This window comes from Streptomyces sp. AM6-12, assembly GCF_044327085.1.
In the GTDB taxonomy this organism is placed as follows: Bacteria; Actinomycetota; Actinomycetes; order Streptomycetales; family Streptomycetaceae; genus Streptomyces.
The window spans coordinates 917,948-943,481 of sequence record NZ_JBIQWN010000001.1; the positions used below are offsets into that span (position 1 = coordinate 917,948).

Consider the following 25,534-nt stretch of genomic DNA (forward strand, 5'->3'; position numbering starts at 1 on the left):
GGGCCCACGTCGCACCGCGCCCCACCGCCCTCGCCGGGCGGTGGGGCGCGGTGCTGTTCTCCGTCAGAGGCGGCGGATCACGGGTGGTAGATCTCCGACAGGGCGGTGATCTGGCCCTTGGCGTTGACGTGGTAGGTGAAGTAGGGGCTGTTGGCGAGCTTGTGGTTCGCCAGCCACGTCGGGGCGACCTTCACGGTCGTGGTGTCGCGCAGGACCTCGACCACGGCGCCCGGCGCGAAGCCGAGGGAGCGGGCGGCGCCGCTCGGGGTGTAGACGACGTCCTCGTCGTTCTTCGTGTTCACCTTGCACGTCTGCGGGGTGACGCGCACGACCGCCTTGCCCTTGACGTTCTTGGCGGAGTCCAGCTTCAGGAAGTGCCGGCCCGCGGGCACGTGACACGGCTTCCAGGCCGTGGCCGAGGCGGCGGGGGCGGCGCTCCGCATCGGGCTGGCCCCGGCGGTCCCGCAGGTGGTGGCGAGGAGGGCCGCCGCCGAGGCGGCGACGAGGGCGGCGGAGACGTGACGGTGGTTCATTGAGCGTCCTCTGCTGTGAAGATCGGCTGACACCCAGGGAGAGAGCCGAGCGGGGTCACGGGTTTCACCGGCCCCCGCGGCTGTGACGGGACGGTGACAATGGGAACCGAGCCGGGACGAACGACCCGGGCCGCCGCCCCGCATGTCCGGAACATTGCGGCCGCATGTCGTCCATGACGTCCTCATGTCGCCTGGCGCGTAAGCCTGTTGGCCGGAGAAGACGCGTGGTTGCCTCGTGCCACGTCACCGCCTCCCGCGCACGAGGAGCACGCACCATGAGCACGCAGCCCGAGACCGCCGCCTGGTCCTTCGAGACGAAGCAGATCCACGCGGGCGCCGCCCCCGACCCCGCGACCGGCGCACGGGCCACCCCCGTCTACCAGACCACCTCGTTCGTGTTCCGGGACACCCGGCACGCGGCCGACCTGTTCTCGCTGGCCGAGCCCGGCAACATCTACACCCGGATCCACAACCCCACCACGGACGTGTTCGAGCAGCGGATCGCCGCGCTGGAGGGCGGCGTCGGGGCGGTGGCGCTGTCCTCGGGGCAGGCCGCGGAGACCCTGGCGATCCTGACCCTGGCGGGCGCCGGCGACCACATCGTCTCCAGCACGGCGCTGTACGGCGGCACGTACAACCTCTTCCGGCACACGCTGGCGCGGCTCGGCATCGAGGTGTCGTTCGTGGACGACCCGGACGACCCCGAGGCCTGGCGGGCGGCGATCCGGCCGAACACCAAGGCGCTGTTCGCGGAGTCGCTGGGCAACCCGCGCGGCAATGTGCTGGACATCCGGGCGGTCGCGGACGTGGCGCACGCGGGCGGGGTGCCGCTGATCGTGGACAACACCGTGCCGACCCCGTACCTGCTGCGGCCCGTCGAGCACGGCGCGGACATCGTGGTGCACTCGGCGACCAAGTTCCTCGGCGGGCACGGCACCGCGATCGCCGGTGTGGTGGTGGACGGCGGCACCTTCGACTTCGGCGCCCACCCGGACCGGTTCCCCGACTTCAGCGAGCCGGACCCGAGCTACCACGGGCTGCGCTACTGGCCGGCGCTCGGTCCGGGCGCGTTCGCGGTGAAGCTGCGGGTGCAGCTGCTGCGCGACCTCGGCCCGGCGCTCGCCCCGCACTCGGCGTTCCTGCTGCTCCAGGGCGTGGAGACGCTGAGCCTGCGGCTGGAGCGGCACACCGCCAACGCGCAGGCGCTCGCCGAGTGGCTGGAGGGGCGCGACGAGGTGGCGGCCGTCCACTACGCGGGCCTCGCGTCCAGCCCGTGGTACGAGGCCGGGCGGACGTACCTGCCGCGCGGGGCCGGTGCCATCGTCTCCTTCGAGCTGCGCGGCGGGATCGAGGCGGGCAAGCGGTTCGTGGACGCGGTCGAGCTGTTCAGCCATCTCGCGAATATCGGCGACGTACGCAGTCTGATCATCCATCCGGCGTCCACCACGCACAGTCAGCTCACCGAGGAGGAGGCGGCGGCCACCGGCACCACGCCGGGTCTCGTGCGGTTGTCGGTCGGCATCGAGAACCTGGCCGATCTCAAGGCGGATCTGGAGGCCGGGTTCCGCGCGGCGAAGGGCGCGTAGGTGAGCGCGGTCACGGCGACCGGGCAGCTGCCTGCCACCGGTGCCTGGCGGGAGGGCGATCCGCCGGGCCGTCGGCAGTGGTGGCCGGCCGGGCGGCCGCTGCGGCTGGAGGCGGGCGGTGAACTGCCCGGCGTACGGCTGGCGTTCGAGACCTGGGGGCGGCTCGCACCGGACGCGTCCAACGCGGTGCTGGTGCTACACGCGCTGACCGGCGACAGCCATGTGGCGGGTCCGGCCGGCCCCGGCCATCCCACGCCCGGCTGGTGGGAGCCGCTGGTCGGGCCGGGGCGGCCGCTGGACACCGACCGGTGGTTCGTGGTGGCCCCCAATGTGCTGGGCGGCTGCCAGGGCAGCACCGGGCCGTCCTCGCCGCGCCCGGACGGCCGCCGGGCCTGGGGCGGCGCCTTCCCGTTCCTCACCCAGCGGGACCAGGTCGCGGCGGAGGCGTATCTCGCGGACGCGCTCGGGATCGACCGCTGGGCCCTGGTGGCGGGCGGCTCGATGGGCGGGATGCGGGCGGTGGAGTGGGCGGTGTCGTACCCGGAGCGCACCGGGGCGCTGCTGCTGCTCGCCACGACGGCGGCGGCGAGCGCGGAGCAGATCGCCTGGGCGGGGATCCAGTTGCGCGCCATCCGTGCGGACCCCGACTGGCAAGGCGGCGATTACCACGATGCCGCGCGTGGCCCCCACACCGGCCTCGGTCTCGCCCGCCGCCTCGCGCATGTCACCTACCGCAGCGAACCGGAGCTGACCGCCCGCTTCGGCCGGTCCCCGCAGGACGCCGAGCACCCCTGGCGGGGCGGCCGTTACCGGGTGGAGTCCTACCTGGACCACCATGCCGAGAAGCTGGTACGGCGCTTCGACGCGGCGAGCTACGTCGTCCTCACGGAGGCGATGAACGCCCATGACGCCGGCCGCTCGCGGGGCGGCCTGCGCTCCGCCCTCGCCCGTGTCACGGCCCCCACTCTGGTCGCCGGGGTCGACTCCGATCGGCTCTATCCGCTGGCCCAGCAGGAGGAGTTGGCCGCGCTGATTCCGGGTGCGGACCGGACGCGGGTGGTCCGATCGCCGTACGGGCACGACGGTTTCCTGATCGAGACGGAGCAAGTGGGAGCGCTCGTACGGGAGGTGCTGGGCTGAGTCCGTGGCATGGTGGTGTGGCCCGTACCGCCCGTCCCCGGAGCAGCCGTGACCTCCTTCCGCCTGTATTCCGGCGCCCCCGACTCCCCCGTCCTGCTGCACGTACCCCACTCCGCCCGCGCGGTCCCCGGTGACGTCCGGGACGGGATCCTGCTGGACGACGCCGCGCTGGAGCGGGAGCTGGACCACATCACGGACGCGCACACCGCGGAGCTGGCCGGGCGGGCGGCACAGCTCGCGGGCCGCGCGCCGTGGCGGTTCGTGAACCGGCTGTCGCGGCTGGTGGTGGACCCGGAGCGGTTCCCGGACGAGCGGGAGGAGATGCTCGCCGCCGGCATGGGTGCGGTGTACACCCGGACCACGCACCGCGAGGCGCTGCGGCCCGCGGACACCGACCCCGGGCCGCTGCTCGAGCGGTACTTCCGGCCGTACGCCGCGGCCATGACACGGGCGGTGGCGGACCGGCTCGCGGCGACCGGGCGGGCCGTGGTCGTGGACGTGCACTCCTACCCGGCACGGGCGCTCCCCTACGAGCTGCACGGAGACGGCCCGCGTCCGCCGGTGTGTCTGGGCACCGACCTCTTCCACACCCCGCCGAAGCTGCTCGCCGCCGCCCGCGAGGCGTTCGCGCAGTGCGGTGGGACCGGGCTGGACAGCCCGTTCGCCGGGACGTACGTGCCGCTGGAGTACTACGGCACCGAGCCCCGCGTCGAGGCGCTGATGATCGAGATCCGGCGGGACACCTACATGGACGAACCCGGCGGACCGGCCGGAGCGGGGCTCGACCGGCTCGCGGCGGCGCTGGCCGCGCTGGTCGACGCGCTGTAGCCGGGCCCCGCCGCCGTCCCCGCGGACCCGCAGGCCGGCGCACCGCACACCCTCCGCCTGGAGCAGTCCCGCACGACACCCGCCGCGCCCCGTCCCATCGTGGAGGGCATGACGACCATGGAGACCAGCGCGCCCACCGGCCAGGAACCGCCGCCTCCCGTACGGGACTGGCCCGCGCTCGACCTGGAGGGCACCGAGTTCGACCCGGTGCTCACGGCGCTGGTGCGCGAGGGACCGCTGACCCGAATACGGCTGCCCTTCGGCGAGGGCTGGGCCTGGCTGGCCACCCGCTATGAACACGTGAAGCTGATCACCAACGATCCCCGGTTCAGCCGCGCGGAGGTCGCGCGCGGCCAGGTCACCCGGCTGGCCCCGAACTTCGCGCCCCGCCCCGGCTCGCTCGCCTGGGCCGACCAGCCTGACCACAACCGGCTGCGCAAGCCCATCGCCGGCGCCTTCACGGTCGGCGCGATGAAGCGGCTGCGGCCCCGCGCCCAGGAGATCCTGGACGAGCTGGTGGACGCGATGCTCCGCGAGGGTCCGCCCGCCGACTTGGTCGAGCGGGTGCTGGAGCCGTTCCCGCTGTTCGTCGTCAGCGAGGTGATGGGCGTCCCCGACACCGACCGGGAGCAGGTGCACGCCTGGACCCGGCAGATCATCTCCCTGTCCGGGGGCGCGGCGGCCGCCGACCGGGCCAAGAACGGGCTGTACGGCTGGATCACGGACATCGTCCGGGCCCGCGCACGCAGCGCAGGCGAGGACGTCTACTCGATGCTCGGCGGTGCCGTGGCGCGCGGTGAGATCGCCGAGCGGGAGGCCGTCGGGCTCGCCGGTCCCTTGCAGATCGGCGGCGAGGCGGTCACCCACAACTGCGGGCAGATGCTCTATCTGCTGCTGACCCGGCCGGAGTTGATGGCGCGCATGCGGGCGCGGCCCGGTGAACGCGGCCCGCTGCTCGACGAGTTGCTGCGCTGGATTCCGCACCGCAGCACGGTCGGGCTCGCCCGGATCGCCCTGGAGGACGTGGAGATCGCCGGGCACCGGATCGCCGCGGGCGAGGCGGTGTACGTCTCGTACCTGGCCGCCAACCGCGATCCCGAGGTGTTCCCGGACCCGGACGTCATCGACCCGGACCGGGACTCCAACCCGCACCTCGCCTTCGGCAACGGGCACCACTACTGCACCGGCGCGGTCCTGGCCCGCCTCCAGCTCGAACTGCTGGTGGACACGCTCCTGGACCGGCTGCCGGGGCTGCGGCTCGCCGTGCCGCCGCAGGAGGTCGAGTGGCGGCGGCAGACGATGATCCGGGGGCCGCGCACCCTGCCGGTGACCTGGTGAGGCGAACCCCCTCCGACCTGGCGGGCCCGTCCCCCGTCAGGCCCGCAGCCACTCCGTGACGATCACCTCCGAGCCGGTGCGCAGCCGCAGGGCGAAGGGTCCGGAGGGCGGATCGTCGCTGGTGAAGCGGCCGAGGGTGTCGACGGCGACCGGGCGGGCGGTGCCCGGAGAGCCGAGCACCTCGATCCGCGCCGCATTCGGGGGCAGCACCTGCCCGATCAGCCCGTCCCCCGTGACCTCGACGTCGACGGTGAGCGCGCCCGCGCGGAACGTCAGCATGCGCGGGGCGTCCGTGACCCCGCGCACCGGCAGCGCGTCCACCAGCGAGTCGAAGGTCAGCTCTGCGATCCGCGCGTCCAGATCACGCAAGGCGTAGGCGTCCACGGCGAGTTGGCGCAGGAAGCCGGGCACGGGATCGAGGACGGCCGCCGCCTGGCGAAGTTCCTCCTCCAGCAGTGCGTCCGCCATGCGGGCGTCCTCGGTGAGGGCGTCCGCCGTGCCGGCGTCTTCCGTGAGGGCGTCCGCCGACTCGTCACCGTCTCCGTCCGCTCCGTCGTACGGGAACCCGTCGTCCTCGTTCATGCCGCACCCCGCTGGTCCATCCGGGCCCGCAGCCGGCGCAGACAGCGCTGGCGCAGGGGGCCGATGCTGCCGACCGCGATGCCGAGCGCGGCCGAGATCTCCCCATAGCTGGGCGGCGGCGAGGCGACCAGCACCCGCAGCAACTGCCGGCAGCGCTCGCCCAGTTCGTCCAGCTCCTGCCACAGGCGGCGGACCCGCTCGGCCCGGTCCGCCGCCTCCTCGGAGTCGATCAGCGTCTGCTCCGGCGTACGGTCGTCGCTGGCCCGGTCCAGCACCTGCGGATCATCCGTAAGAGTGAGCCGCGTCATGCCCTTGATGACCTTCAGACATTCGTGGCGGGCGGTGCTGGCCAGCCAGGCGCCGGTCTTGTCGGGCTCCCGGATCCGCCCGAGGTGCTGGGCGAAGCGGAACCACACGGTCTGGAAGACCTCGTGCCCGTCGGCATCGGACAGCCGATGGGCGCGCACCACCGACCACACCAGCGGACTCATCCCTTCCACCAGCGCCTTCCAGGCCGCGGCGTCCCCGTCGACGGCGGACCGGACGAGCGCGCCGACCTCTGTTCGGTCCACGGCCCCACCCCTCGTATAGGGCTCGCCATGGTACGCCGTGGAGCGGAGGGTTCCGGCGCTCACGCGGGCAGCGCCGGGGCCGGAACCGGAACCGGGCGCCAGGTGGGCGGCCGCAGCGCAAGCACCGTCGCCCCGCGCACATCGGTGCGGTAGGTCGCCTCCGCCAGCAGCCGGGCCCCGGCCGTGCGCGGGTCGCGCTCGCGCTCCGCCGTCATCAGGGCGGCGACGAGCCCGGCGGCTACCGGGGTGGCGAAGGAGGTGCCGCTCCACTGCGCGAACCCGTCGAACATCACCTGCTCCGGCTTGCCCCCGGTGCTCTGCCGGGCCTCGCTCAACTCGCCGGTGTGGCGCGGGTACTGGCAGGTGCAGGAGTAGTCGAAGCCGTACCGGCAGTCGTCGAAGGTGGAGTGCTGGTAGAGGTACGGAACCGGGGCGCCGAAGCCGGTGAGGGCGCTGGTGAGGCGCTCGCCCGGGGCGAAGACGCGCACCCAGCGGCCGTGGTTGCTGAAGCAGGCGGGGCCTTCGCCGTCCGAGCGCAGCGCGCCGACCGACACGACACTGTCCGCGTACTCGGGCAGGGCCGCGTACGCGGCGGGCCAGAACGGGACGTCGCTGCCGTTGTTCCCGGCGGCGGCGACCAACAGGGTGCGGTGGGCGCGCAGTTCGCGCATGAACGCGTCCAGGCCGAGCAGTCCGTGCAGGCCCGCGGCCGGGCTGCCCGCGGAGAGGCTGAGCACATCGGGCCAGCCGCCCTCGTCGACGGCCTCGAACAGCCTGGCGCCGAACTCCGACTCCAGTACCGCGCCCGCGTCGTTCAGGGTGCCGCGGACGGTGATGTCGGTGTTCGGCGCGACGGCCGCGAGGATGCCCGCGATGAACGTGCCGTGGCCCACGTACTGGCGCAGCACCCCGCCGCGGTCGGTCTCGGCCGCCTGGGTGTCGCCGGTGGTGTGGGCGAGCAGCGGGTAGGCGTGGTGGTCGTGCACCAGACCGGTGTCGACCACGAGGACGCGGACGGCGGTGCCGGGGTCGTGGCCGGTTCCGGCGGCGGCCGGGTTGGGGGACGCGGTGCGCGCGATGGGCACCGGTTCGTCGCCGGGGCAGGCGTTGACCGCGATGTGCATGACGTGGTTGCGGCCGACCAGCCGGCGCCCGAGCCGCTCCTCGGCCGGCCGCAGGGCGTCCAGGGCGTGCGGCACGGCGTCGTCACCAAGGTCCGGGGCGCCGACCCGGATACGGGCGACACCGCCGCGGCCGCCGTCCGGCCCTTCACGGCGCACGTGTTCGGGCAGCAGCCCGCGGGTCTCGGTGAAGTGGGCGCGCACCGCGTCCTCGACGGCGCGGGCCTCCCGCCCGGACCGGGCGAGGACGACCCCCTTCTCGTACAGCGGATGGGCTTCGTCGTCCGGGCCCATCGCCAATGGGACGCCGGGCATCGAGCGCTGGATGTGATCGAACTGCTCGCGATATCGCTGCGGTGCCATGCCGAGTCCTCCCCCTGTGCGGCGGTGTACGTGAGTGAGAGCCGCCGGTCCGCCGTCTGATACAGGCCACTACCATGCGAGGCGTGACAGCGGGAAGCGAGCCTGCCCTGGAACTGCTGCCCCTGGTGTTCGCCGACCCCGGCGAGGCGCGGGCACGCGCCGAGCTGCTGCTCGCCGCCGCCCCGGCACCGTTGCCCGCCAGCATCGCGCACCAGGTCCTCGGCATCTGGCAGCGGGACTTCGGTGACCTGCGGATCGCGCTCACCCATCTGCGCCGGGCCCGTGATCTGGCCGCGCGCGCCGAGTCCGCCGACCGGGAGGCGGATGTGCTGGCGACGCTGGGGGTCGCACTGGTGCACGCGGGGCGCACACGGCAGGGGCTCGCCTCCTTCGAGCGCGGGATCGCGCGCGGCACGGGGCACACGCGGGCCCGCGTGCTGTACCGGCGGGCGTACGTCTGGTGGGTGCTGGGGCATCACCGGGAGGCGCTGGAGGACGTACGGCGGGCTCTGCCGGTGCTCAGGCAACTGCGCGACGACATCTGGACCGCGCGGGCGCTGACCCTGCGGGCCACGGTGCATCTGGCGCTCGGCGCGGTGGAGCGGGCCGACGCGGACTTCACGGCGGCGGAGCGGCTGTGGGACACCACCGGCCAGGAGCACGACAAGGCGGACGCGGTGGAGAGCCGGGGCCTGGCCGCGTTCCGCTCCGGGGACATCCCGCTCGCGCTGCGGCTCCTGGACGAGGCGGAGGAGCGGTACGCGAAGCTCGACACGCCCACCTACATGCTGTCGGTACGGCGCTGCGAGGTGCTGATGGCCGCGGGGCTCGCCCCGGAGGCGCTGGCCGAGGCCGACGCGGCGATCGCCTTGCTGGACCGGATCGGCGGGCAGTCGACCCGCAAGGCCGAGCTGCTGCTGGCCGCCGCGCGGGCGGCCCGCTCGGCCGGGGACGCGCCCACCGCGATCGCCCGCGCGGCCGTCGCCGTACGGCTGTTCGCGGCGCAGCGGCGGCTGTGGTGGGAGACGCACGCCCGGCTGGTGCTGATCGAGGCGCGGACGGCGGCCGGGCGCCGCTCGGGGCGGCTGGTCGCGGACGCGGCGGCGGTGGCCGAGCGGCTGGCCGCGTTCGGCTCGCCCGCCGCGCCCGAGGCGTCACTGCTCGCGGGCCGGATCGCGCTGGCCCTGGGCCGGACGGCGGAGGCGGAACGGCACCTCGCGGTCGCGGCCCGCAGCCGCCGCAGCGGCCCGCCGCCGGCCCGGATGACCGGCTGGGCGGCGCAGGCGCTGCGGGCGCGGGCGGCAGGGTCCGGGCGGGGGGTGCTGGAGGCGTGCCGGCGCGGTCTGGACGTCCTGGACGATCACCGCATGACGCTGGGCGCCTCGGAGCTGCGCGCCCATGTGACCGCGCAGGGCGCCGAACTGGCCGCGCTGGCACAGGAGGTGAGCCTGACCCACGGCGGCCCGCGGCGGCTCCTCGAGTGGAGCGAGCGGTGGCGGGCGACGGTGCTGTCCACCCCGCCGACCCGGCCGCCCGCCGACGCGACGCTGCTCAGCGGTCTCACCGCGTACCGGGAGATCGCGGCCCGCGCGGAGCAGGCCCGGATGGAGGGCCGCCCGGTGCCGGCCCTGGAGCGCGAACAGCGGCGCCTGGAGCGGGAGATCCGCTCCCGTACCCGCCATATCCGCGGCTCCGCCCCGCACGAGGGGGCCCGCTTCGACGTGCCCCGGCTGCTGGACCGGCTCGGCGAGGGCCGGCTGGTCGAACTCGCCGTCGTCCAAGGGCGGGTGCATGTGCTGCTGTGCGGCCAGGGCAGGGTGCGGCGGTTCGTGGGCGGCCCGCTCGCGGACGCGGTGGCCGAGGCGGAGTACGTCCAGGCCGGGTTGCGGCGGCTCGCGCATCCGGGTGCGGAGGCGCGGCTGCCGCTGGTGGAGGCGGCGGGCGCCCGGCTCCAGGAGCTGCTGCTCGCCGGGGCCGTGCCGCTGTTGGGCGCCGGTCCGGTGGTGATCGTGCCGCCGGGCGCGCTGCACCGGGTGCCGTGGGCGCTGCTGCCCGCGCTGCGCGAGCGGGTGCTCAGCGTGTCGCCGTCGGCGGGCAGTTGGCTGCGCGCCCGCGAGACGGAACCGCCGCGCGAGGGCCGTACCGTCCTGGTGCGCGGCCCCGGACTCGCCACCGGTGGCGCGGAGGTCCCGGAGCTGGCGGACCGCTACGGCACGGCGACGGTACTGGAGGGCGACGACGCCCATGTCCCGCGCGTACTGGCGGAGTTGGACGGGGCGGGGCTCGCCCATCTCGCCGCCCACGGCACGTTCCGCGCCGACAGTCCCCTCTTCTCGGCGCTGCGGATGGCGGACGGCCCGTTGATCGTGCACGACTTCGAGCGGCTGGCCCGCAGTCCCTACCGGATCATCCTCTCCAGCTGCGACACCGCGCGGCTCGCCTCGGTCGGCGCGGACGAACTCCTCGGCCTGGTCACGGCGTTGCTGCCGCTGGGCACGGCCGGGGTGGTGGCCAGCAGCGCCCCGGTCAACGACGCGGCGGTGATCCCGCTGATGCTCGCCCTGCACAAGGGCCTCACCGCGGGCCTCTCGCTGGCCGAATCCCTCCGCGACGCCCGGACCACCCTGCCGTCCGACCCGGTGCACCAGGCGACGGGGTGGGCCTTCGCGGCGTTCGGAGCGGCGTGAGCCCGGATGCGCCTGCCATAATCGCAGGCATGTTCGAGGAGAAGGTGAATGCGCTCTCATGGATGACGGCCGAGCACGCCTCCCGGCCGTTCCCGCCCGGCTTCCGCGGCCTGGAGATCGAGGGCGAGGACATGGTGATGCTCGATGCGGACGCCTACGGCTACGCCACGAGCGTCCTCAAAGGGCCTCTCGCCGAGCAGCAGCGGTCTGGCCTCGCGCAGCTGACGACGGTGTTCGACGCGGTCCTCCCGGCGATCGAGGACGAGTACGCGGCCGGGTACTACACGCACGTGCGCGACATGGCCGTGCTGGCGGCCGACATCGAGACCCTGCGCGAGCAGCAGCCCGCCGATCAGGCACGCCGTAGGTCACCAACCCGGTGAGCGCATGTATGCGGCCACGGCGCTAGGCGGACCTGTCCAGCAGGCAGGGCAGTGCCTCCCGGTCACCCGTGCCCAGCCGCGTGTACGCGCCGTACAGATGGTTGCCGACCGTCCGCACGGACAGCGTCAGCCGTTCGGCGATCTCCCGGTTGCTCAGGCCCGCCGCCGCCAGGGCCACGATCTGCCGTTGCCGCGCGGTGAGTTCGCCGAACACCAGCCCGGCCAGCGCCGGGGTGCGCGCGCCCTGGCAGCGGCGGGCCAGGGCGAGCGCGCGGGTGCGGGAGCGGCGCCCGGACCGGGGGTCGCGGTGGGCGCGTACGGCCTGGGCGTGGGCCTCCGCCGCGAACAGCAGGAAGCCGCGCTCCTCCAGGGCGGCCGCGGCACGGTCCAGCGCGTCCCCCTCCCCCCGCGCCAGCGCCTCCGCGTGCCGGGCGAGCACACTGCCCGGGGGCAGCGCGCTGGCGGCCTCCCCCACGCGTACGGCACGGTAGCGCGCGTACACATCCCCCTCGGTGCGGCCGCGCGGCCCCGATCCGTCCAACTCCGCTTCAGCCAGGGTGAGTTCCGTATCGCACTCGCTGTCCCCCGGCGTCCACCGCAGCCCCTCCCGCGCCCACGCGGCGGCGTCCCGCACCGCGCCTTGCAGCCGGGCGAACCGAGCCCGTACGGCCGCGTACCCGGCCGGCACCGGCTCCCCCTCGGCCACCAGCCAGTCCCCCACCGGCGTGACCACCGGCCGCACGTCCATCCGCGCCAACCGCCCAGTCAGGCGCCGCTGTTCGGCATCGAGCGCGGCATCCAGGCCCGCCGGGTCCCGGCTCAGCCGGCGCGCCCGCAGCCGCCCGGTCGCCGCGCGCAGCGCCGGACCGTGCAGCGGGTCGGCGAGCCCGGCCCGGCCGGCGTCGTCCACGGCGATCAGGCCGGCCGCCTCCAGCCCTTCGAGGACGTCGAGGTCGAGGCCGTACAGCGGCAGCCGGACCGGCTCGGCGAAGGCGAGGCGTTCGAGGGTCTCGCGTTCGCCGGGCACGGAGCGCGCCAGCAGGGGCGCGAGCCGGTCGCGGACGGCCGGGGTGAGGGGCAGCGGGCCGCGCCAGGCGCGTTCGCCGGTGCCGGGTACGGCGACCAGGGCGTCCCCGGCCGCGAGCGCGGCCGCCAGGGAGCGCAGCAGCCGCAGATCGCCCCGGCACAGCCGGTGCAGCCGCCGTACGGTGAGCGCCTCGAACCCGGCCGCGCCGAGAAGGGCCGCGGTGTCCTCCTCGGGCAGCGGGGCGAGGGCCAGCCGGGGCAGCAGCTCCCCGGTCCACAGCCGGGAGACCGCGCCGGGCACCGGCGCCTCGTCGGCCGCGGCGACGATCAGCCGGGTACGCCCGTGCGCGGCCAACTGGTGGACCAGCGCGGCGGAGTCCTCGTCCAGCAGCTGGGCGTCGTCCACGACGAGGAGCCGGACACCGGACAGGGCCCGCACCGCGCCGTGCAGCGAGCCGGGTCCGGGCAGCAGGTGGGCGAAGGCGGCGAGGGGCAGATGGCGGGCCTCGGGCGTTCCGTTCACCCGTGCGTGGTCCGTGCCCCGGACCGCCTCCGTGATCAGCCGCGTCTTGCCGCGTCCGGCCGGACCGGTCACCACGATGCCGCGCCGGGACGCGGTCAACGCGCCCCGCAGCAGTTCCAGTTCGTCTACCCGGCCGGTGAACGGCCAGCGCGGTCCGAGCGTCTTCGCATCCTGTTCGTAAGTCCTCACACTTACCAGAGCACGCGTACTCACCTTTGATACAGGGCGATTTGAGTAGCCCCCGACTCAGGCGCCCGCGATCGCGGGACGGCACGCTGGCCGCATGACCCGGCGCCCGTGCCCATCGCCGCGTCACCGGGGGAAGCGGGCGCGTACGTCACTCACGGGGGAGGTGACGTGCGCGCCCACGCCGGTGTCCTATCTCCGCCTACGAGGCGGCCCGCTCGGCCGGGGCGGCGGCGTCGGGGTGGGCCAGGCCCAGGTGCTCGCGCAGGGTGCTGCCCTCGTAGTCGGCGCGGAAGACGCCCTGCTCCTGGAGGAGCGGGACCACCTTGTCGGCGAACGGATCGAGGCCGCCCGGTGTGATGTGCGGGACGAGGATGAACCCGTCGGAGGCGTCCGCCTGCACGAACTCGTTGATGGTCCGGGCCACGGTGGCGGGCGAGCCCACGAAGGTCTGCCGGTTGCCGTTGTTGATCACCAGATCGCGGATGGACCACTTGTTGGCCTCGGCCTGCTCGCGCCACTGCCGCGCGATGGCGACGGGGTCCCGGTACATCCGCACCTGGGCGCGGCCCCGTGAGATGTGCTCCTCGCTCACCAGCGGATCGACGTCGGGCAGCGGGCCCTCCGGGTCGTACCCGGACAGGTCCCGGTTCCAGACGAACTCCAGGTGCTTGATGGCGGTGGCGCCGCTGACCTGCTGCCGGCGCACCTCGTGGGCGAGTTCGGCGGCCTCGGCGTCCGTGTCGCCGAGCACGAAGGTCGCGGCGGGCAGGATGAGCAACTGGTCGAGGCGGCGGCCGTACTTGGCGAGGCGGCCCTTGACGTCGGCGTAGAAGGCCTGCCCCTCCGCCAGGTGGGAGTACCTGCTGAAGATCGCGTCGGCGCCGGCGGCGGCGAACTCGCGGCCCTCGTCGGAGTCGCCCGCCTGGAAGATCACCGGGCGGCCCTGCGGGGAGCGCGGCACGTTGAACCGGCCGTGGATGTCGAAGTGCTGCCCCTGGTGCACGAAGGCGCCGGCCTTGGCGTCCCGCAGGAAGGCCCCGGTGGCCTGGTCGGCGAGGATCGCGTCGGCGCTCCAGGAGTCGAACAGCTCGTGCGCGGTGGCCAGGAACTCCTTCGCGCGCGAATAGCGTTCCTCCTGGGGCAGGAAGCCGCCGCGGCGGAAGTTCTCGCCGGTGAAGGCGTCCCAGGAGGTGACCACGTTCCACGCGGAGCGTCCGCCGGAGAGGTGGTCCAGGCTGGCGAACTGGCGGGCCACCTCGTAGGGCTCGTTGAACGTGGAGTTGATGGTGCCGGTCAGGCCGAGCCGGTCGGTGACGGCGGCGAGCGCGGCCAGCACGGTGAAGGTGTCGGGGCGGCCCACCACGTCCAAGTCGTATATCTGCCCGCCCTGTTCGCGCAGGCGCAGGCCCTCGGCGAGGAACAGGAAGTCGAACTTGGCGCGTTCGGCGGTGCGCGCGAAGTGCGCGAAGGAGCTGAACTCGATGTGGCTGCCGGCGGCCGGGTCGCTCCACACCGTGGTGTTGTTGACGCCGGGGAAGTGGGCGGCCAGATGGATCTGCTTCAGCGGCTTGCTCATGGTCGTAGGTCCTCCGGCTCAGACGGCGGTGGCAGCGGCGTAGCGGTTGGCGGGGCGGCCGAGACCGAGCAGGCCGCGCAGGGTGTCCGCCTCGTAGGCGGTGCGGAACCGGTTCCGGCGCTGGAGTTCGGGCACCAGATCGCGGCTGATCCGAGGGAGGTCGTGCCCGGCGACGGCGGGCCGCAGCCGGAACCCGGTCAGACCGGTAAGCGTCAACTCCTCCAGAAGGTCGGCGAGTTGTGCCGCCGTACCGGTGAAGATCCGGGCGTCCGACGTGTACGGCTCGCCCGCGAGCGCGTCCAGCCGCTCCCGGCGCGCCCGCGCCTCGCCCTGGCCCTCGTCCAGGAAGACCAGCAGGTCCCCGAAGAGATGCAGGGTCTGCCCCGCCCGCCCGGCCCTCTCCTGCTCGGCGCGGATCTCGGCCACGATCGCGCGGGCGTGCTCGGTGTCGCGCGGGGTGACATATCCGACGTCGGCCTGCCGGACCAGCAGCCGGTACGGCACCGTGTCGTGCCCGAGCGCGGTGACCAGCGGCTGCCCCTGCGGTGGGCGGGGGGTGATCGAGGGGCCCTTGACGCTGAAGAAGCGGCCCTCGAAGTCGATGTAGTGCAGCTTGTCCCGGTCGATGAAGCGGCCGCTGGCCCGGTCGCGGATCTCGGCGTCGTCCTCCCAGCTGTCCCAGAGCCTGCGCACCACCTCCACGTGGTCGGCGGCCTCGTCGAACAGGTCGGTGAGCAGCCCCCGTGCCTCGGGGCTGTCGTACGCCTCGATCCGCTCGACGGTACGGCGGCCGAAGTGGTCGGCCTCGTCGGGACGGGCGGTGATCCGCACCCGCAGACCGGCGCGGCCGGTGCTGACGTAGTCGAGGGTGGCGATCGCCTTGGAGATGTGGAACGGCTCGGTGTGGGTGGCCACCACGGTCGGGACCAGGCCGATGTGCCGGGTGAGCGGGGCGACGCGGGCGGCGACCAGGACCGCGTCGAGCCGGCCGCGGACCTGGTCGGTGCGGTCGTCGGGCTCCAGCGGGCGCGAGGACTGGGGGCCGAGGCCGTCCTCGAAGGTCACGAAGTCGAGCAGGCCCCGCTCGGCCTCGGCGACCAGGTCGGCCCAGTATCCGGCGGTGAACAGCTCGCCGGGGCGGGCGACGGGCTCGCGCCAGGAGGCGGGGTGCCAGCCGGTGCCGTCCAGGGCGACGGCGAGGTGGAGGCGGGAGTCGGGGGCGTGGTCGGGGCGGTGGGAAAAACTGGCGTGGGAGGGGCTGGCAGAGGACACGAGTGGGCGCCTTCCTGGGTGTCCGTACGGGGGCGCGCCGGGCCGCGCCGGTGGCGGGGCACGGCGGCGGGCGGGCGCGGCGGGGTGTCCGCGCGGCCGCGCGGGGGCCGGGCAGGGGGAAGCGTCAGGGGGAAGCGTCAGGGGCGACAGAGCGCGCCGGCCACCCGCTGGAGGTCGATGTGGGGCCGGGAGTGCAGCACGGCGGAACGGGCGGTTCGCAGGACGCGCGCACACGGGAGGTGCCTCGGGTCCCCGGTCATGACCGCCACCTCCGTCCGCCGTGCTCGGGGACGCCTGAGCGGCGCCCGCGCCTGCTTCGTCATGAGTCACAACGCCCCGGCCCCACGGGGTGTTCCCGGCGGCGGGAGGTGTTGCCCGCGGGTGCTCAGGAATCGCTGAGCGGCAGTCCGGGCGGGTTGACCTGCGACTTCGCCACGGCCTCGTCGGAGAGGTGGTAGGCGGCCAGCCATTTCGCGTACTGCCCGTTCTCGATCAGGTGGTTGACGGCGTCCGCGATGGGCTTGGCCAGGCCGCTGTTCTTCTTCGTGGTGGCCGCGATCAGCCCCTGGAGGCTCGCGCCCGCCCCGGAGTAGGTGCCCGCGCTGCGGGTGGGGTTCGGGGACTTCGCGGTCTGGGTGACGTGGTAGGCGACACCGGGGTTCGCCGCGAAGTAGGCGTCGATCCGGCCGCCGGTCAGCGCCAGATAGGTGGCGTTCTTGCTTGCGTAGTGCTTGACGGTGAGGGTCTTGCCCTCGGCCTTGAGCTTGCTCTGCCACTCCAGGAGGATCTTCTCCTGGTTGGTGCCGTTGTCGACGGCGACGGTCTTCCCGGCGAGGTTCTCGTAGTTCCCGCCGAAGTTCCAGGTGCTCTTCTTCAGCACCTCGAAGCCCACGTTGTCCTTGCGGTACGAGGCGAAGTCGTACTTCTTCTTGCGTTCCTCGGTGTCGGTGATGTTCGCGAAGCCGACGTCGGCCTTGCCGCTGTCGATGGCGACGAACATGTTCTCCCAGGTGGCGTTGGACAGTCGGGGCTTGAGGCCGAGGACCGCGGCGACCAGGCGGCCGAAGTCGGGTTCGGCGCCGGTGAGGGTCTTCTGGTCGCCGCCGATGTAGGCGAGCGGCGGGAAGCCGTCGGGCAGCGCGCCCACGACGATGTCCAGAGTGCCGCTCTTGCGGACGGCGGCGGGCAGTTCGGCGTTGAGCGACTTGACCTCGGGGACCTTCAACTCGATCTGTCTCGCGGCGCCGTTGGACACCCGGCCCACGGTCACCGTGCCTGCGGCGTCGGTCGTGGTGGCCGCGTCGCTGTTCCCGCCGCAGGCGGCGAGGGCGCCCGAGAGGGAGGCGACCGCGGTGGCCGCGGCCAGCGCGCGTATCAGGCTGCGTCGGGTGGGGTGGCTGGGCATGGCTGTCCTTGTCGTTCGATGGTGCGTCTGCCGGGAGATGAAGGATGCGGGTTCAGAGGACCTTGGCGAGGAAGTCACGGGTGCGGGGGTGCCGCGGGTGGTCCAGCACCTCGGCGGGCGGGCCCTGTTCGACGATCCGGCCGCCGTCGATGAAGACGATCCGGTCCGCGACCTCGCGGGCGAAGCCGATCTCGTGGGTGACGATGACCAGGGTGGTGCCGCTGGTGGCGAGGTCCTTGATGACGGAGAGGACCTCGCCGACGAGTTCCGGATCGAGCGCGGAGGTCGGCTCGTCGAAGAGGATGATGCCGGGGCGCAGCGCGAGGGCGCGGGCGATGGCGACGCGCTGCTGCTGGCCGCCGGAGAGCTGGCGCGGATAGGCACCGGTGCGCTCGCCGAGGCCGACCCGTGTGAGCAACTCCCGTGCGAACGCCCGTGCTTCGGCCTTGCCGAGGCGGCCGGTGGCGACGGGCGCGGCGGCCACGTTGTCGAGGACGGTCAGGTGCGGGAAGAGGTTGAAGTTCTGGAAGACGAAGCCGATCCGGCCGCGCTGGGCCAGGATCGCGCGCTCGCCGAGTTCCTTGAGCCGGCCGCCCGCGCGCCGGACGCCGATGAGTTCGCCGCCGACGCTGACATGGCCGATCTCGGGCTTCTCCAGGTGGTTGATGACCCGCAGCAGCGTGGACTTGCCGGAGCCGGAGGGTCCGATGACGACGGTGACCTCGCCGGGGCGCACGGTCAGGTCGATGCCGTCCAGGACGCGGTGGGTGCCGTACCACTTGTGCACGTCGTGCACCTCCAGCGCGGCCGGGGCCGTCTCCGGGGCGATGGGGGCGGTGGGGGCGGTGGGGGCGGTGGCGGTCATGCGGCGGCCTCCCTGCGCAGCCGGGTCCGCAGGCCGGTGAGGCCGGCGCGTGCCTTCTGGAGCGGGGTCGGCGGCAGGGTGCGGGTGGCTCCCCGCGCGAAGTACCGCTCGACGTAGAACTGGACGACGGAGACGGCGCTGGTCAGGATCAGGTACCAGACGGTGGCGACCAGCAGCAGCGGCACGATGTCGCCGGGGTAGGTGCTGCCCATGGTCTGCACGGAGCCGAACAGGTCGAGCAGCGACACGTAGAACACCAGGGACGTGCTCTTGACCAGGCCGATCAGCTGGTTGACGTAGTTGGGCGTGATGGAGCGCAGCGCCTGCGGCAGCACGATCCGGGTGAACTGGTAGCCCTTGGGCAGCCCGAGCGCGGCGGCCGCCTCGTGCTGGCCCTGGTCGACGGAGAGCAGCCCGCCGCGCACCACTTCGGCCGCGTACGCCGCCTCGTTGAGGCCGAGTCCGATGACGGCGACCGTCATGTCGGTGGCGAGCTTCGACTCGTCGAAGGTGACGAAGGCGGGTCCGAAGGGGATGCCGAGGCTCAACGTCTTGTACAGAGCGGAGAAGTTGTAGAGGAAGATCAGTACGACGATCAGCGGCACCGAGCGGAACAGCCAGGTGTAGGTCCAGCTGACGGCGCGCAGCACCGGGCTGCCGGACTGCCGCGCGAGGGCCAGCAGGACACCGCCGAGCAGTCCCAGCAGGGCGCTCAGGGCGGCGACTTCGAGGGTGACGAGGAGGCCGTCGAGGACGGTGGGCCGCAGGAACCAGTAGCGGAAGCGGCCCCACTGGTAGAAGGGGTTGGTGGCCAGGCCGTGCGCGATCTGCGCGACGACCACCAGGACGACGGCGGTGGCGATCCACCGACCGGGTCGGCGCAGCGGCTGGACGCGTTGCGCGGTCAGGGGCTTCGGCGGCTCTGCGGCGGGCGGCGCCTCGGCGAACGAGACGGCGGCGCCTGGGGATTGGCTCATGGCGGGCTCCGGCGGAGGGCGGGGCGTGACGGGAGGAGCGGTGGGAGAGCGGGGGTACGGCGGACCGGGCGTGGGCCCGCCGCGCGGCTCGGGGCCCACGGGGCGGGACGCCTCACAACGCGCGGGAACCGGACCGGAGTTGGGTTCGGGGAGGGGAAAGCGGGCGGACGCAACGGAGCCGCGCAGGGGCGGACCCGGTGTGCGGGGCTACGGCCGCCGGGGCGGGAAGGCGGAGGTCAGCTCCGGCAGCCGCGGGCCGCGCCCGGCGCGGTACACAGCGCGCTGCTGACGCGCAGCAGGTCGACGGCGCGGTCCGCGACCAGGACGGCGCGCGGCGGTACGCAGCCCTGGGGGCGGCTCAGGGCCGTCCGGGGGGCTGCGTACATGGCGTCACCTGTCACTGTTGCGGCCCCGTGGGGCCTCGCGCTTACCGAAGTCGTGGTCCGGTCCGGTCGTCACCTGGGGCACCCCACCGCGTCGCGAGGGTTACCGGTCAGCGAGCCAGGGCTTGGCGCTGACGCTCTTGACCGCATCTGAGCCGCAAGTAATCCATCCGGAGCCGCGAATGTCAACGCCCGTCCGTCAGCTGGACATCCGCGGCACCGAACTCACCTGCGGGAAGCGCCCGGTGAGCCGGCGATGTGGGCCGCCCAGTCCAGGATCTGGACGGCGGCTCCGGCGGCCTCCAGGCCCCGGCAGCGGCCCTGGTGGCGGCGCGCGATGCCCTCGGGATCGAGGGGGCGGCCGAAGGCGGGGTGGGCGGCGAGCCGGCGGGCATAGGCCCACAGCGCCCGGTGTTCGGCGATGCGCTGCACGGCGGAGGCGTCGAGATGGCAGCGGTGCACCAGGTCCAACTGCACCAGGGACACCCACAGTTCGACGTCGGCGGCGGTGACCCTGTCGCCGGCCAGGTACTCCTCCCCGGCCAGCCGCCGCTCCAGGCGGCCCAGGGTGTCCAGCAGCACGTCGAGCGCGGCGGCCCGCTCCGCCGGACCGGCACCGGCGCGGCCCGCGCGCTGGGCGGCCTCCTCGATGCCCTCGGCGCACATCCGCTCGACGGCCTCGATCACGGATTCCAGGCCGGGCGGGAACAGGGGGCTCCGCTCGGCGCGCGGGAAGCGGTCCAGGTCGCGCAGGATGTCGCGGGCGTGAGTGCTGACGATGCGTCCGGACCAGTCGTCGCTGAGCACCGGCGCGAGCGCCGGGCCCCGGTAGTGGTGCGCGCTGGCCTCGTACAGCGGGCGCAGCTCGGCGTGGCCGCCGTCGTGGCCGTCCGGGAGGGCGGGCAGGAAGGTGACCGGACAGCTGTCGTCCAGGCCGAGGAGTCCGTGGCCGACGGCGAGGCGCAGTCCGTCGGGACAGGCGGTGGACAGATGGAGGCGGTAGCGGTGGGGCACGGCGTAGTGGCCGCTGCGCGCGTCCCGGCCGAGCCGGCCGCGGAAGGCGGGCGCTGCGGCGCGGTGGGCGGGCGGGACGGCGGCGAGCGGAGTGATGGACATGCGTCTCCCCGGGTCGGTGGGCGTGCGAGGGCGCGTCGGCGGGAGCCGTCGGAGGGTGGCCGCGAGGGCCCGGTCGGCGAGCGCGCGGAGCATGGGACGGCGGGTCGGCGCCGGTCGGCCGGGGCGTGCGGCGGGTCGGCGCGGGTCGGCCACGGCCCGCGGCGGGTCAGCGCGGGGCGGCCATGGCGCTGGCGACGCGCAGCAGGTCGATGTGCCGGCGGGAGGTGAGCAGCGGGCCGCGCGTCGGCGTCCGGCCCGCTCGGCCGGTGACCGCTTCGAGGCGCGCCATGATTCCCTACCTGTTCACTAGGATTCCCTGTCAGGAAGTCTCGATCCCCCTCGGCCCGACGTCAAGGGGGTGTCCACCGCTGGGGACGCGGACCGGCGGGAACGCGCCCCGGCCCCGTCCTCAGGGCTCCCGGTGCTCCTGGGCGGCCCGTTCCAGCTCCTCCGCCTCCGCCCGTGCCAGCCGGGCCTCCGCCTCGACGTCGAGGGAGCGGGTCAGCCACCAGTACAGGAGGGCGGAGACGGGCAGCCCGATGAACAGGGAGATGTCCGCGCCGCCGAGCGCCTTCGCGGCGGGGCCCACGTACAGGGTGCCGACGGAGAAGAACGGGACCATGACCGCGAAGCCGGCCAGGTAGGAGATGATGCCCCGCCAGCCCCAACGGCCGTAGATGCCGTGGGGGTTGAAGATCTCGGCGACCGCGTAGTGGCCGCGGCGCACCACGTAGTAGTCCATGAGGTTGACCGCGGTCCACGGGATGAACAGGTAGAGGACCAGCAGCAGGAAGTCGTTGAAGTCGGCGAGGAAGTGCGCGGTGGCGGCGAGCGCGCCGATCACGGAGAGCGCGGCGGTGAGGGCGAGGGTGAGCAGCCGCACGGAGAGCGTCGGCCGTACCCGTCGTACGGAGTCGATGGCGCTGATGAGGGTCAGCGAGCCGCCGTACATGTTGAGCGCGGTGACGGAGACGAGGCCGAGGGCGGCGAAGAGCAGCACGATCGCGCCGAAGCCGTCGAAGATCTTGTCGCCGGCGGCGTTGATCGCGGTGATCGTCTCGAAGTGCGCGCCCGCCCAGGCCGCGAGCAGGGTGCCGAGGACCATCATCCAGATGCCGCCGAGCGCGGAGCCGAAGTAGGTCCAGTAGAAGGTCTTGCGGACGGTGACGTCCGGCGGCAGGTAGCGGGAGTAGTCCGAGACGTAGATGGCCCAGCTGATCTGGTAGCCGGCGACCACGCCGAACTGGGCGAGGAACGGCGTCCACTTGAAGGCGCCGAGGTCGAAGGAGCCGGCCGGGTAGTGCAGGGTGAGCAGGATGCCGACGGTGAAGACCCCGAAGACGGCCAGGAAGACGTACGTCAGCACCCGCTCGGCCTTGTGGATGATGTCGTAGCCCACCAGGGCGATGACCAGCGCGACCACGGTGACCGCGAGGACCCAGGGCTTCACCCCGCCGTGCAGCGTGCTGTGCAGGGCGTCGGCGGCGAGGATGCTGTTGAAGACGTTGAACCCGGCGTACTGCACATAGGCGAACAGCCACACCAGGAGGGCGCCGACATAGCCGAACTGCGGCCGTGACTGGATCATCTGCGGCAGGCCCAGCTGGGGGCCCTGGGCGGAGTGGAAGGCCATGAAGAAGGTGCCGAGGACGGTTCCGGCGACGATGGCCAGCAGCGACCAGACGAGGTTTCCGCCGCGGGTGATGCTGATCAGTCCGACGGCCAGGGTGGCGAGCTGGGCGTTGGACATGAACCACAGCGGCCCCAGGTGCCACAGCTTGCCGTGCCGCTCGTTCAGCGGGACGTAGTCGATGGACCGGACCTCGATCCCGGACACCCTGCCCTGCGCCGACCCGCTCATGCCGCCTCCCGAGCCCGTTCCGTCACTCGGATCACATGGTGCACCGGCGCGGGCAGGGTGACGAGACCACGGACGCCGACACACCCCGGAAGATCGCGGCGGGGACGACGGATGATCGCGGCGGAGAGCGACCGATGATCACAGCGGGGGCGAGGGCGCCGGAGATATCACGGTCCGAGCGGCCCTCCAGCTCACTATTTACGTGCGCGGAATGCCCGGACGAGACAAGAAACGGCGATTTTGCGACAGGTAGGGGCATCGCCGACCATGGCTGAGTTCCGGCGATCCCGGGACGTCGGCTTGATGAGAGGCGCACCACCCATGCACGTCACCGGAACCGCTCCCCTGCCGGCTCCGGCCCCCTCGGAGGCCCCCGCGGCCCCCGTCGGGGACGCTCAGGGGCCGTCCAGCCGGCACGCGCGCCGGTTCGGCCTGCCCGTGGCCACCGCGCTGGTCATGGGCAACATCATCGGCGGCGGCATCTTCCTGCTGCCCGCCTCCATCGCCCCCTACGGCACGGTCAGCCTGGTCGCCTTCGGCGTGCTGACCGTCGGCGCGATCGCCCTCGCGCTGACCTTCGGCAAGCTCGCCGCGCGCGATCCGCGCACCGGCGGCCCGTACGTCTACGCCCGCGGGGCGTTCGGCGACTTCGCGGGCTTCCTCGCGGCCTGGTCGTACTGGATCACCACCTGGGTGTCGAACGCAGCGCTCGCCGTGGCCGCCGTCGGCTATCTGGACGTGCTGATCCCGGTGAGCGGACACCGCTGGACCGCGTGCCTGGCCGCGCTGGTGATCCAGTGGCTGCCCGCGCTCGCCAACTTCGCCGGCACCCGCTACGTGGGCGCCGTACAGCTGGTCTCCACGGTGCTGAAGTTCGTGCCGCTGCTGCTGGTGGCGGTCGGCGGGCTGTTCTTCTTCGACCCCTCCCGGCTCGGCCCCTTCAACTCCAGCGGCCACGGCGCGATCGGCGCGGTGTCCGCCTCCGCCGCGCTGCTCCTCTTCTCCTACCTCGGGGTGGAGTCCGCCGCGGTCAGCGCCGGCGAGGTCAGGAACGCCCGGCGCAATGTGGGCCGGGCCACCGTGATCGGCACCGCGGGCGCCGCGCTGGTGTACCTGCTGGGCACGCTGTCCGTGTTCGGCACGGTCACGCACCAGCGCCTGATCCACTCCACCGCGCCCTTCTCGGACGCCGTGAACGCGATGTTCGGCGGCAGCTGGGGCGGCTGGGCGGTGGCGCTCGCCGCGCTGGTGTCGATGGTCGGCTGCCTGAACGGCTGGACACTGCTCAGCGCCCAGACCCCGTACGCCGCCGCGCGCGACGGACTCTTCCCTGCCGCCTTCACCCGGCGCCGCCGGGGCGTGCCGACGACCGGCGTCGCCGTCACCGTGGTCCTGGCGTCCCTGCTGACCGCCTACAACTACCTCTCCGGCTCCGGCAAGGTCTTCGAGGTCCTGGTCCTCGTCACGACCTTCACCGCGACCGTCCCCTATCTGCTGGCCACCGCCGCGCAGATCTTCCACCTCGTCTCCGGCCGTGCCGACTCGGTGGACCGGGGCCGGCTGGTGCGGGACGCGGTGGTCACCTCGGTGGCGGCCGCCTTCTCGATCTGGCTGATGGCGGGCGCGGGCTACGCGGCGGTGTACCAGGGCGCGCTGTTCCTCTTCGCGGGCGTCCTCGTCTACGCGGTGATGACCGCCCGGCGGGCCCGGCCGGGGGCGGCCGAGCCGGCCGAGCAGCCCACCGCGTAACGCGCCCGGCCGGGGGCGCGGTCAGCGCCCCCGGTCGCGGGCCGCGCGGAACCGGTCCAGGCCCGCGGAGAGGTCGATCACCGGGTCGGGGTAGTCCAGCGCGGCCCGGTCCGCGCCGGGCAGCTTCCACGGCTCGTGCACGAACCGGGCGGCGACGCCCCCGAGCTCGGGCACCCAGCGGCGCACGTAGCCGCCGTCGGGGTCGTAGCGCCTGCCCTGCGCGATGGGGTTGAGGACCCGGTTGGGGCGGGTGTCCGTGCCGGTGCCGGCCACCCACTGCCAGTTGAGCTGGTTGTTGGCGATGTCGCCGTCGACCAGCCAGTGCAGGAAGTGCGCGGCGCCGATCCGCCAGTCCACGTAGAGCGTCTTGGCCAGGAACGACGCGGTCAGCAGCCGGGCCCGGTTGTGCATCCAGCCCTCGTGCCGCAGCTGCCGCATCGCCGCGTCGATCACCGGGTAGCCGGTACGGCCCTCCCGCCACGCCTCGATGTCGGCGCGCGCGGTGCGCTCCGTGCGCCAGCGGTCGCCCTTGGTGCGGTAGTCGGCGCGGGCGGCCTGCGGGCGGGCGGCGAGGACCTGGCGGTGGAAGTCGCGCCACGCGAGCTGCCGTACCAGCGCCTCGGCACCCGGACCGCCGTGGCGGCGGGCCCGCTGGAGAAGTTCCACCGGGGACAGGGTGCCGAAGTGCAGATGCGCGGAGAGCCGGGAGGTGGCGTCGGCGGCCAGGTCGTCGCGGGTGTCGTCGTAGGCGTCCAGGCCGGTGCGCCAGTAGGCGCTCACCCGCTTGCGGCCCTCGCGTTCGCCGCCGGCCGGGAGGGCGGGCGAGACGCCGGTGACGTCCTCGCGGGCGGGCAGCGGCTCGCTCCGCACCGCGTCCGGCACGGGCACCCGGCGCGGTACGGCCAGCGGCGCACGCAGCGTGGCCTGCGCCCAGCGGCGGTGGTACGGCGTGAAGACCGCGAAGTGATCGGAGCCGGCCGGGGTCACCTCGCCGGGCGGCACGGCCACGGTCACCGCGTCGTGCACGAGCAGCCGCCGACCCGCGGCCTCCAGCGCCCGCCGCAGCCGGTCCTCCCGCCGCGTGGCGAAGGCGCTGTGCGCGGCGGCCAGGTGCACCTCGCCGGCGTCCGCCTCCGCCGCGACGGCGCACACCTGCGCCACCAGGTCCCCGGAGCGCACCACGAGCCGTCCGCCGCGCTCGCGCAGGGACGCGTCCAAGTCGGCCAGGCAGTCGGCGAGGAAGGCGCTGCGGTTCGGGGCGGCGAACCCGGCCGCCGCCACGGCGGGGTCGCGGACGAACAGCGGGACGACCTCGCCGCCGCCCGCCAGCGCCGCGCGCAGCGGCGGATGGTCGTGCAGGCGCAGGTCGGAAGTGAACAGGACGACCGAAACGGACATGACGGCCATCCTATTTCCGGTGATCGGGAGTGGTGGGACGGCCGGGCGGCGCGGCGGGGTG

23 protein-coding genes and 1 riboswitch are annotated in these 25,534 nt (G+C 73.9%); of the genes, 7 read left to right on the plus strand and 16 right to left on the minus strand.

Annotation, left to right across the window (positions count from 1 at the left end; genetic code table 11):
- Positions 1 to 77: 77 nt before the first annotated feature.
- Positions 78 to 533: a hypothetical protein gene (locus tag ACE4Q9_RS04095; RefSeq protein WP_397982837.1), complete on the minus strand. Its 456-nt coding sequence runs from the start codon at positions 531 to 533 to the stop codon at positions 78 to 80.
- Positions 534 to 808: 275 nt separating this feature from the next.
- Here ACE4Q9_RS04095 and ACE4Q9_RS04100 point away from each other — a divergent pair, with 275 nt between their 5' ends.
- The 4 genes from ACE4Q9_RS04100 to ACE4Q9_RS04115 all read left to right on the plus strand — a co-directional run bounded on the left by ACE4Q9_RS04100 (position 809) and on the right by ACE4Q9_RS04115 (position 5,425).
- Positions 809 to 2,119: a bifunctional o-acetylhomoserine/o-acetylserine sulfhydrylase gene (locus ACE4Q9_RS04100; protein ID WP_397982838.1), complete on the plus strand. Its 1,311-nt coding sequence runs from the start codon at positions 809 to 811 to the stop codon at positions 2,117 to 2,119.
- Positions 2,120 to 3,259 (plus strand): homoserine O-acetyltransferase, encoded by a 1,140-nt coding sequence (locus tag ACE4Q9_RS04105; protein WP_397982839.1) that lies wholly within the window; start codon positions 2,120 to 2,122, stop codon positions 3,257 to 3,259.
- 9 nt (positions 3,260 to 3,268) lie between these two features.
- Positions 3,269 to 4,087 (plus strand): N-formylglutamate amidohydrolase, encoded by an 819-nt coding sequence (locus tag ACE4Q9_RS04110; RefSeq protein WP_397982840.1) that lies wholly within the window; start codon positions 3,269 to 3,271, stop codon positions 4,085 to 4,087.
- Between the two features lie 108 nt (positions 4,088 to 4,195).
- Positions 4,196 to 5,425 (plus strand): cytochrome P450, encoded by a 1,230-nt coding sequence (locus ACE4Q9_RS04115; protein WP_397982841.1) that lies wholly within the window; start codon positions 4,196 to 4,198, stop codon positions 5,423 to 5,425.
- 36 nt (positions 5,426 to 5,461) lie between these two features.
- Here ACE4Q9_RS04115 and ACE4Q9_RS04120 read toward each other — a convergent pair whose 3' ends face one another.
- The 3 genes from ACE4Q9_RS04120 to ACE4Q9_RS04130 are packed head-to-tail and all read right to left on the minus strand — an operon-like array spanning position 5,462 to position 8,063.
- On the minus strand, positions 5,462 to 6,007 hold the full coding sequence (locus ACE4Q9_RS04120) for a hypothetical protein (RefSeq protein WP_397982842.1): 546 nt from the start codon (positions 6,005 to 6,007) through the stop codon (positions 5,462 to 5,464).
- Positions 6,004 to 6,579, minus strand: coding sequence for an RNA polymerase sigma factor (locus ACE4Q9_RS04125; protein WP_397982843.1), 576 nt, complete (start codon positions 6,577 to 6,579; stop codon positions 6,004 to 6,006). The genes ACE4Q9_RS04120 and ACE4Q9_RS04125 overlap by 4 nt, the downstream gene beginning before the upstream one ends.
- Before the next feature lie 59 nt (positions 6,580 to 6,638).
- On the minus strand, positions 6,639 to 8,063 hold the full coding sequence (locus tag ACE4Q9_RS04130; protein WP_397982844.1) for a S8/S53 family peptidase: 1,425 nt from the start codon (positions 8,061 to 8,063) through the stop codon (positions 6,639 to 6,641).
- Positions 8,064 to 8,137: 74 nt separating this feature from the next.
- On the opposite strand from ACE4Q9_RS04130, the gene ACE4Q9_RS04135 reads away from it, so the two are divergent.
- Together ACE4Q9_RS04135 and ACE4Q9_RS04140 are read left to right on the plus strand one after the other, a co-directional pair.
- Positions 8,138 to 10,750 carry a CHAT domain-containing protein gene (locus ACE4Q9_RS04135; RefSeq protein ID WP_397982845.1) on the plus strand — a complete coding sequence of 871 codons (2,613 nt, stop codon included), beginning with the start codon at positions 8,138 to 8,140 and terminating at the stop codon, positions 10,748 to 10,750.
- Positions 10,751 to 10,779: 29 nt separating this feature from the next.
- A complete protein-coding gene (locus ACE4Q9_RS04140; protein ID WP_397982846.1) occupies positions 10,780 to 11,133 on the plus strand; it encodes a hypothetical protein in 354 nt (117 codons plus the stop codon).
- A gap of 22 nt (positions 11,134 to 11,155) precedes the next feature.
- Here the strand turns inward: ACE4Q9_RS04140 and ACE4Q9_RS04145 are convergent, their stop codons facing one another.
- The 11 genes from ACE4Q9_RS04145 to ACE4Q9_RS04195 all read right to left on the minus strand — a co-directional run bounded on the left by ACE4Q9_RS04145 (position 11,156) and on the right by ACE4Q9_RS04195 (position 22,326).
- The gene (locus ACE4Q9_RS04145) at positions 11,156 to 12,871 is read right to left on the minus strand and encodes a LuxR C-terminal-related transcriptional regulator (RefSeq protein ID WP_397982847.1); all 1,716 of its coding nucleotides are present in this window, start codon (positions 12,869 to 12,871) and stop codon (positions 11,156 to 11,158) included.
- A gap of 199 nt (positions 12,872 to 13,070) precedes the next feature.
- Positions 13,071 to 14,447: an NtaA/DmoA family FMN-dependent monooxygenase gene (locus ACE4Q9_RS04150; RefSeq protein WP_397982848.1), complete on the minus strand. Its 1,377-nt coding sequence runs from the start codon at positions 14,445 to 14,447 to the stop codon at positions 13,071 to 13,073.
- An 18-nt stretch (positions 14,448 to 14,465) separates the two neighbouring features.
- Positions 14,466 to 15,719, minus strand: coding sequence for an LLM class flavin-dependent oxidoreductase (locus ACE4Q9_RS04155; RefSeq protein WP_397982849.1), 1,254 nt, complete (start codon positions 15,717 to 15,719; stop codon positions 14,466 to 14,468).
- Positions 15,720 to 15,856: 137 nt separating this feature from the next.
- Positions 15,857 to 16,042, minus strand: coding sequence for a putative leader peptide (locus tag ACE4Q9_RS04160; protein ID WP_397982850.1), 186 nt, complete (start codon positions 16,040 to 16,042; stop codon positions 15,857 to 15,859).
- Between the two features lie 62 nt (positions 16,043 to 16,104).
- Complete coding sequence (locus ACE4Q9_RS04165) at positions 16,105 to 17,124, minus strand: ABC transporter substrate-binding protein (protein WP_397982851.1); 1,020 nt, start codon at positions 17,122 to 17,124, stop codon at positions 16,105 to 16,107.
- Between the two features lie 52 nt (positions 17,125 to 17,176).
- Positions 17,177 to 17,989, minus strand: coding sequence for an amino acid ABC transporter ATP-binding protein (locus tag ACE4Q9_RS04170; protein WP_397982852.1), 813 nt, complete (start codon positions 17,987 to 17,989; stop codon positions 17,177 to 17,179).
- Positions 17,986 to 18,966, minus strand: coding sequence for an amino acid ABC transporter permease (locus tag ACE4Q9_RS04175; protein WP_397982853.1), 981 nt, complete (start codon positions 18,964 to 18,966; stop codon positions 17,986 to 17,988). The genes ACE4Q9_RS04170 and ACE4Q9_RS04175 overlap by 4 nt, the downstream gene beginning before the upstream one ends.
- A gap of 236 nt (positions 18,967 to 19,202) precedes the next feature.
- Positions 19,203 to 19,352: a hypothetical protein gene (locus tag ACE4Q9_RS04180; RefSeq protein WP_397982854.1), complete on the minus strand. Its 150-nt coding sequence runs from the start codon at positions 19,350 to 19,352 to the stop codon at positions 19,203 to 19,205.
- A 32-nt stretch (positions 19,353 to 19,384) separates the two neighbouring features.
- Positions 19,385 to 19,495, minus strand: a riboswitch (SAM riboswitch).
- A gap of 79 nt (positions 19,496 to 19,574) precedes the next feature.
- On the minus strand, positions 19,575 to 20,465 hold the full coding sequence (locus tag ACE4Q9_RS04185) for a glutathione S-transferase C-terminal domain-containing protein (protein ID WP_397982855.1): 891 nt from the start codon (positions 20,463 to 20,465) through the stop codon (positions 19,575 to 19,577).
- A 166-nt stretch (positions 20,466 to 20,631) separates the two neighbouring features.
- Positions 20,632 to 20,754: a putative leader peptide gene (locus tag ACE4Q9_RS04190; protein ID WP_397982856.1), complete on the minus strand. Its 123-nt coding sequence runs from the start codon at positions 20,752 to 20,754 to the stop codon at positions 20,632 to 20,634.
- A gap of 120 nt (positions 20,755 to 20,874) precedes the next feature.
- Positions 20,875 to 22,326 carry a purine-cytosine permease family protein gene (locus ACE4Q9_RS04195; protein ID WP_397982857.1) on the minus strand — a complete coding sequence of 484 codons (1,452 nt, stop codon included), beginning with the start codon at positions 22,324 to 22,326 and terminating at the stop codon, positions 20,875 to 20,877.
- 321 nt (positions 22,327 to 22,647) lie between these two features.
- Between ACE4Q9_RS04195 and ACE4Q9_RS04200 the strand changes: the two genes are divergently transcribed.
- Entirely contained in the window at positions 22,648 to 24,075 is a 1,428-nt protein-coding gene (locus ACE4Q9_RS04200) for an amino acid permease (protein WP_397982858.1), read from the plus strand.
- Between the two features lie 21 nt (positions 24,076 to 24,096).
- Here the strand turns inward: ACE4Q9_RS04200 and ACE4Q9_RS04205 are convergent, their stop codons facing one another.
- On the minus strand, positions 24,097 to 25,473 hold the full coding sequence (locus tag ACE4Q9_RS04205; protein WP_397982859.1) for a cryptochrome/photolyase family protein: 1,377 nt from the start codon (positions 25,471 to 25,473) through the stop codon (positions 24,097 to 24,099).
- Between the last annotated feature and the right edge of the window lie 61 nt (positions 25,474 to 25,534).

What these genes read in the sequence shown, in the direction of transcription:
- ACE4Q9_RS04095 (WP_397982837.1), bottom strand. Translation starts at nt 533, where the DNA reads ATGAACCACCGTCACGTCTCCGCCGCCCTCGTCGCCGCCTCGGCGGCG.
- ACE4Q9_RS04100 (WP_397982838.1), top strand. Translation starts at nt 809, where the DNA reads ATGAGCACGCAGCCCGAGACCGCCGCCTGGTCCTTCGAGACGAAGCAG.
- ACE4Q9_RS04110 (WP_397982840.1), top strand. Translation starts at nt 3,269, where the DNA reads ATGGTGGTGTGGCCCGTACCGCCCGTCCCCGGAGCAGCCGTGACCTCC.
- ACE4Q9_RS04115 (WP_397982841.1), top strand. Translation starts at nt 4,196, where the DNA reads ATGACGACCATGGAGACCAGCGCGCCCACCGGCCAGGAACCGCCGCCT.
- ACE4Q9_RS04120 (WP_397982842.1), bottom strand. Translation starts at nt 6,007, where the DNA reads ATGAACGAGGACGACGGGTTCCCGTACGACGGAGCGGACGGAGACGGT.
- ACE4Q9_RS04130 (WP_397982844.1), bottom strand. Translation starts at nt 8,063, where the DNA reads ATGGCACCGCAGCGATATCGCGAGCAGTTCGATCACATCCAGCGCTCG.
- ACE4Q9_RS04135 (WP_397982845.1), top strand. Translation starts at nt 8,138, where the DNA reads ATGCGAGGCGTGACAGCGGGAAGCGAGCCTGCCCTGGAACTGCTGCCC.
- ACE4Q9_RS04140 (WP_397982846.1), top strand. Translation starts at nt 10,780, where the DNA reads ATGTTCGAGGAGAAGGTGAATGCGCTCTCATGGATGACGGCCGAGCAC.
- ACE4Q9_RS04150 (WP_397982848.1), bottom strand. Translation starts at nt 14,447, where the DNA reads ATGAGCAAGCCGCTGAAGCAGATCCATCTGGCCGCCCACTTCCCCGGC.
- ACE4Q9_RS04160 (WP_397982850.1), bottom strand. Translation starts at nt 16,042, where the DNA reads ATGACGAAGCAGGCGCGGGCGCCGCTCAGGCGTCCCCGAGCACGGCGG.
- ACE4Q9_RS04165 (WP_397982851.1), bottom strand. Translation starts at nt 17,124, where the DNA reads ATGCCCAGCCACCCCACCCGACGCAGCCTGATACGCGCGCTGGCCGCG.
- ACE4Q9_RS04170 (WP_397982852.1), bottom strand. Translation starts at nt 17,989, where the DNA reads ATGACCGCCACCGCCCCCACCGCCCCCACCGCCCCCATCGCCCCGGAG.
- ACE4Q9_RS04175 (WP_397982853.1), bottom strand. Translation starts at nt 18,966, where the DNA reads ATGAGCCAATCCCCAGGCGCCGCCGTCTCGTTCGCCGAGGCGCCGCCC.
- ACE4Q9_RS04180 (WP_397982854.1), bottom strand. Translation starts at nt 19,352, where the DNA reads ATGTACGCAGCCCCCCGGACGGCCCTGAGCCGCCCCCAGGGCTGCGTA.
- ACE4Q9_RS04185 (WP_397982855.1), bottom strand. Translation starts at nt 20,465, where the DNA reads ATGTCCATCACTCCGCTCGCCGCCGTCCCGCCCGCCCACCGCGCCGCA.
- ACE4Q9_RS04190 (WP_397982856.1), bottom strand. Translation starts at nt 20,754, where the DNA reads ATGGCGCGCCTCGAAGCGGTCACCGGCCGAGCGGGCCGGACGCCGACG.
- ACE4Q9_RS04195 (WP_397982857.1), bottom strand. Translation starts at nt 22,326, where the DNA reads ATGAGCGGGTCGGCGCAGGGCAGGGTGTCCGGGATCGAGGTCCGGTCC.
- ACE4Q9_RS04200 (WP_397982858.1), top strand. Translation starts at nt 22,648, where the DNA reads ATGCACGTCACCGGAACCGCTCCCCTGCCGGCTCCGGCCCCCTCGGAG.
- ACE4Q9_RS04205 (WP_397982859.1), bottom strand. Translation starts at nt 25,473, where the DNA reads ATGTCCGTTTCGGTCGTCCTGTTCACTTCCGACCTGCGCCTGCACGAC.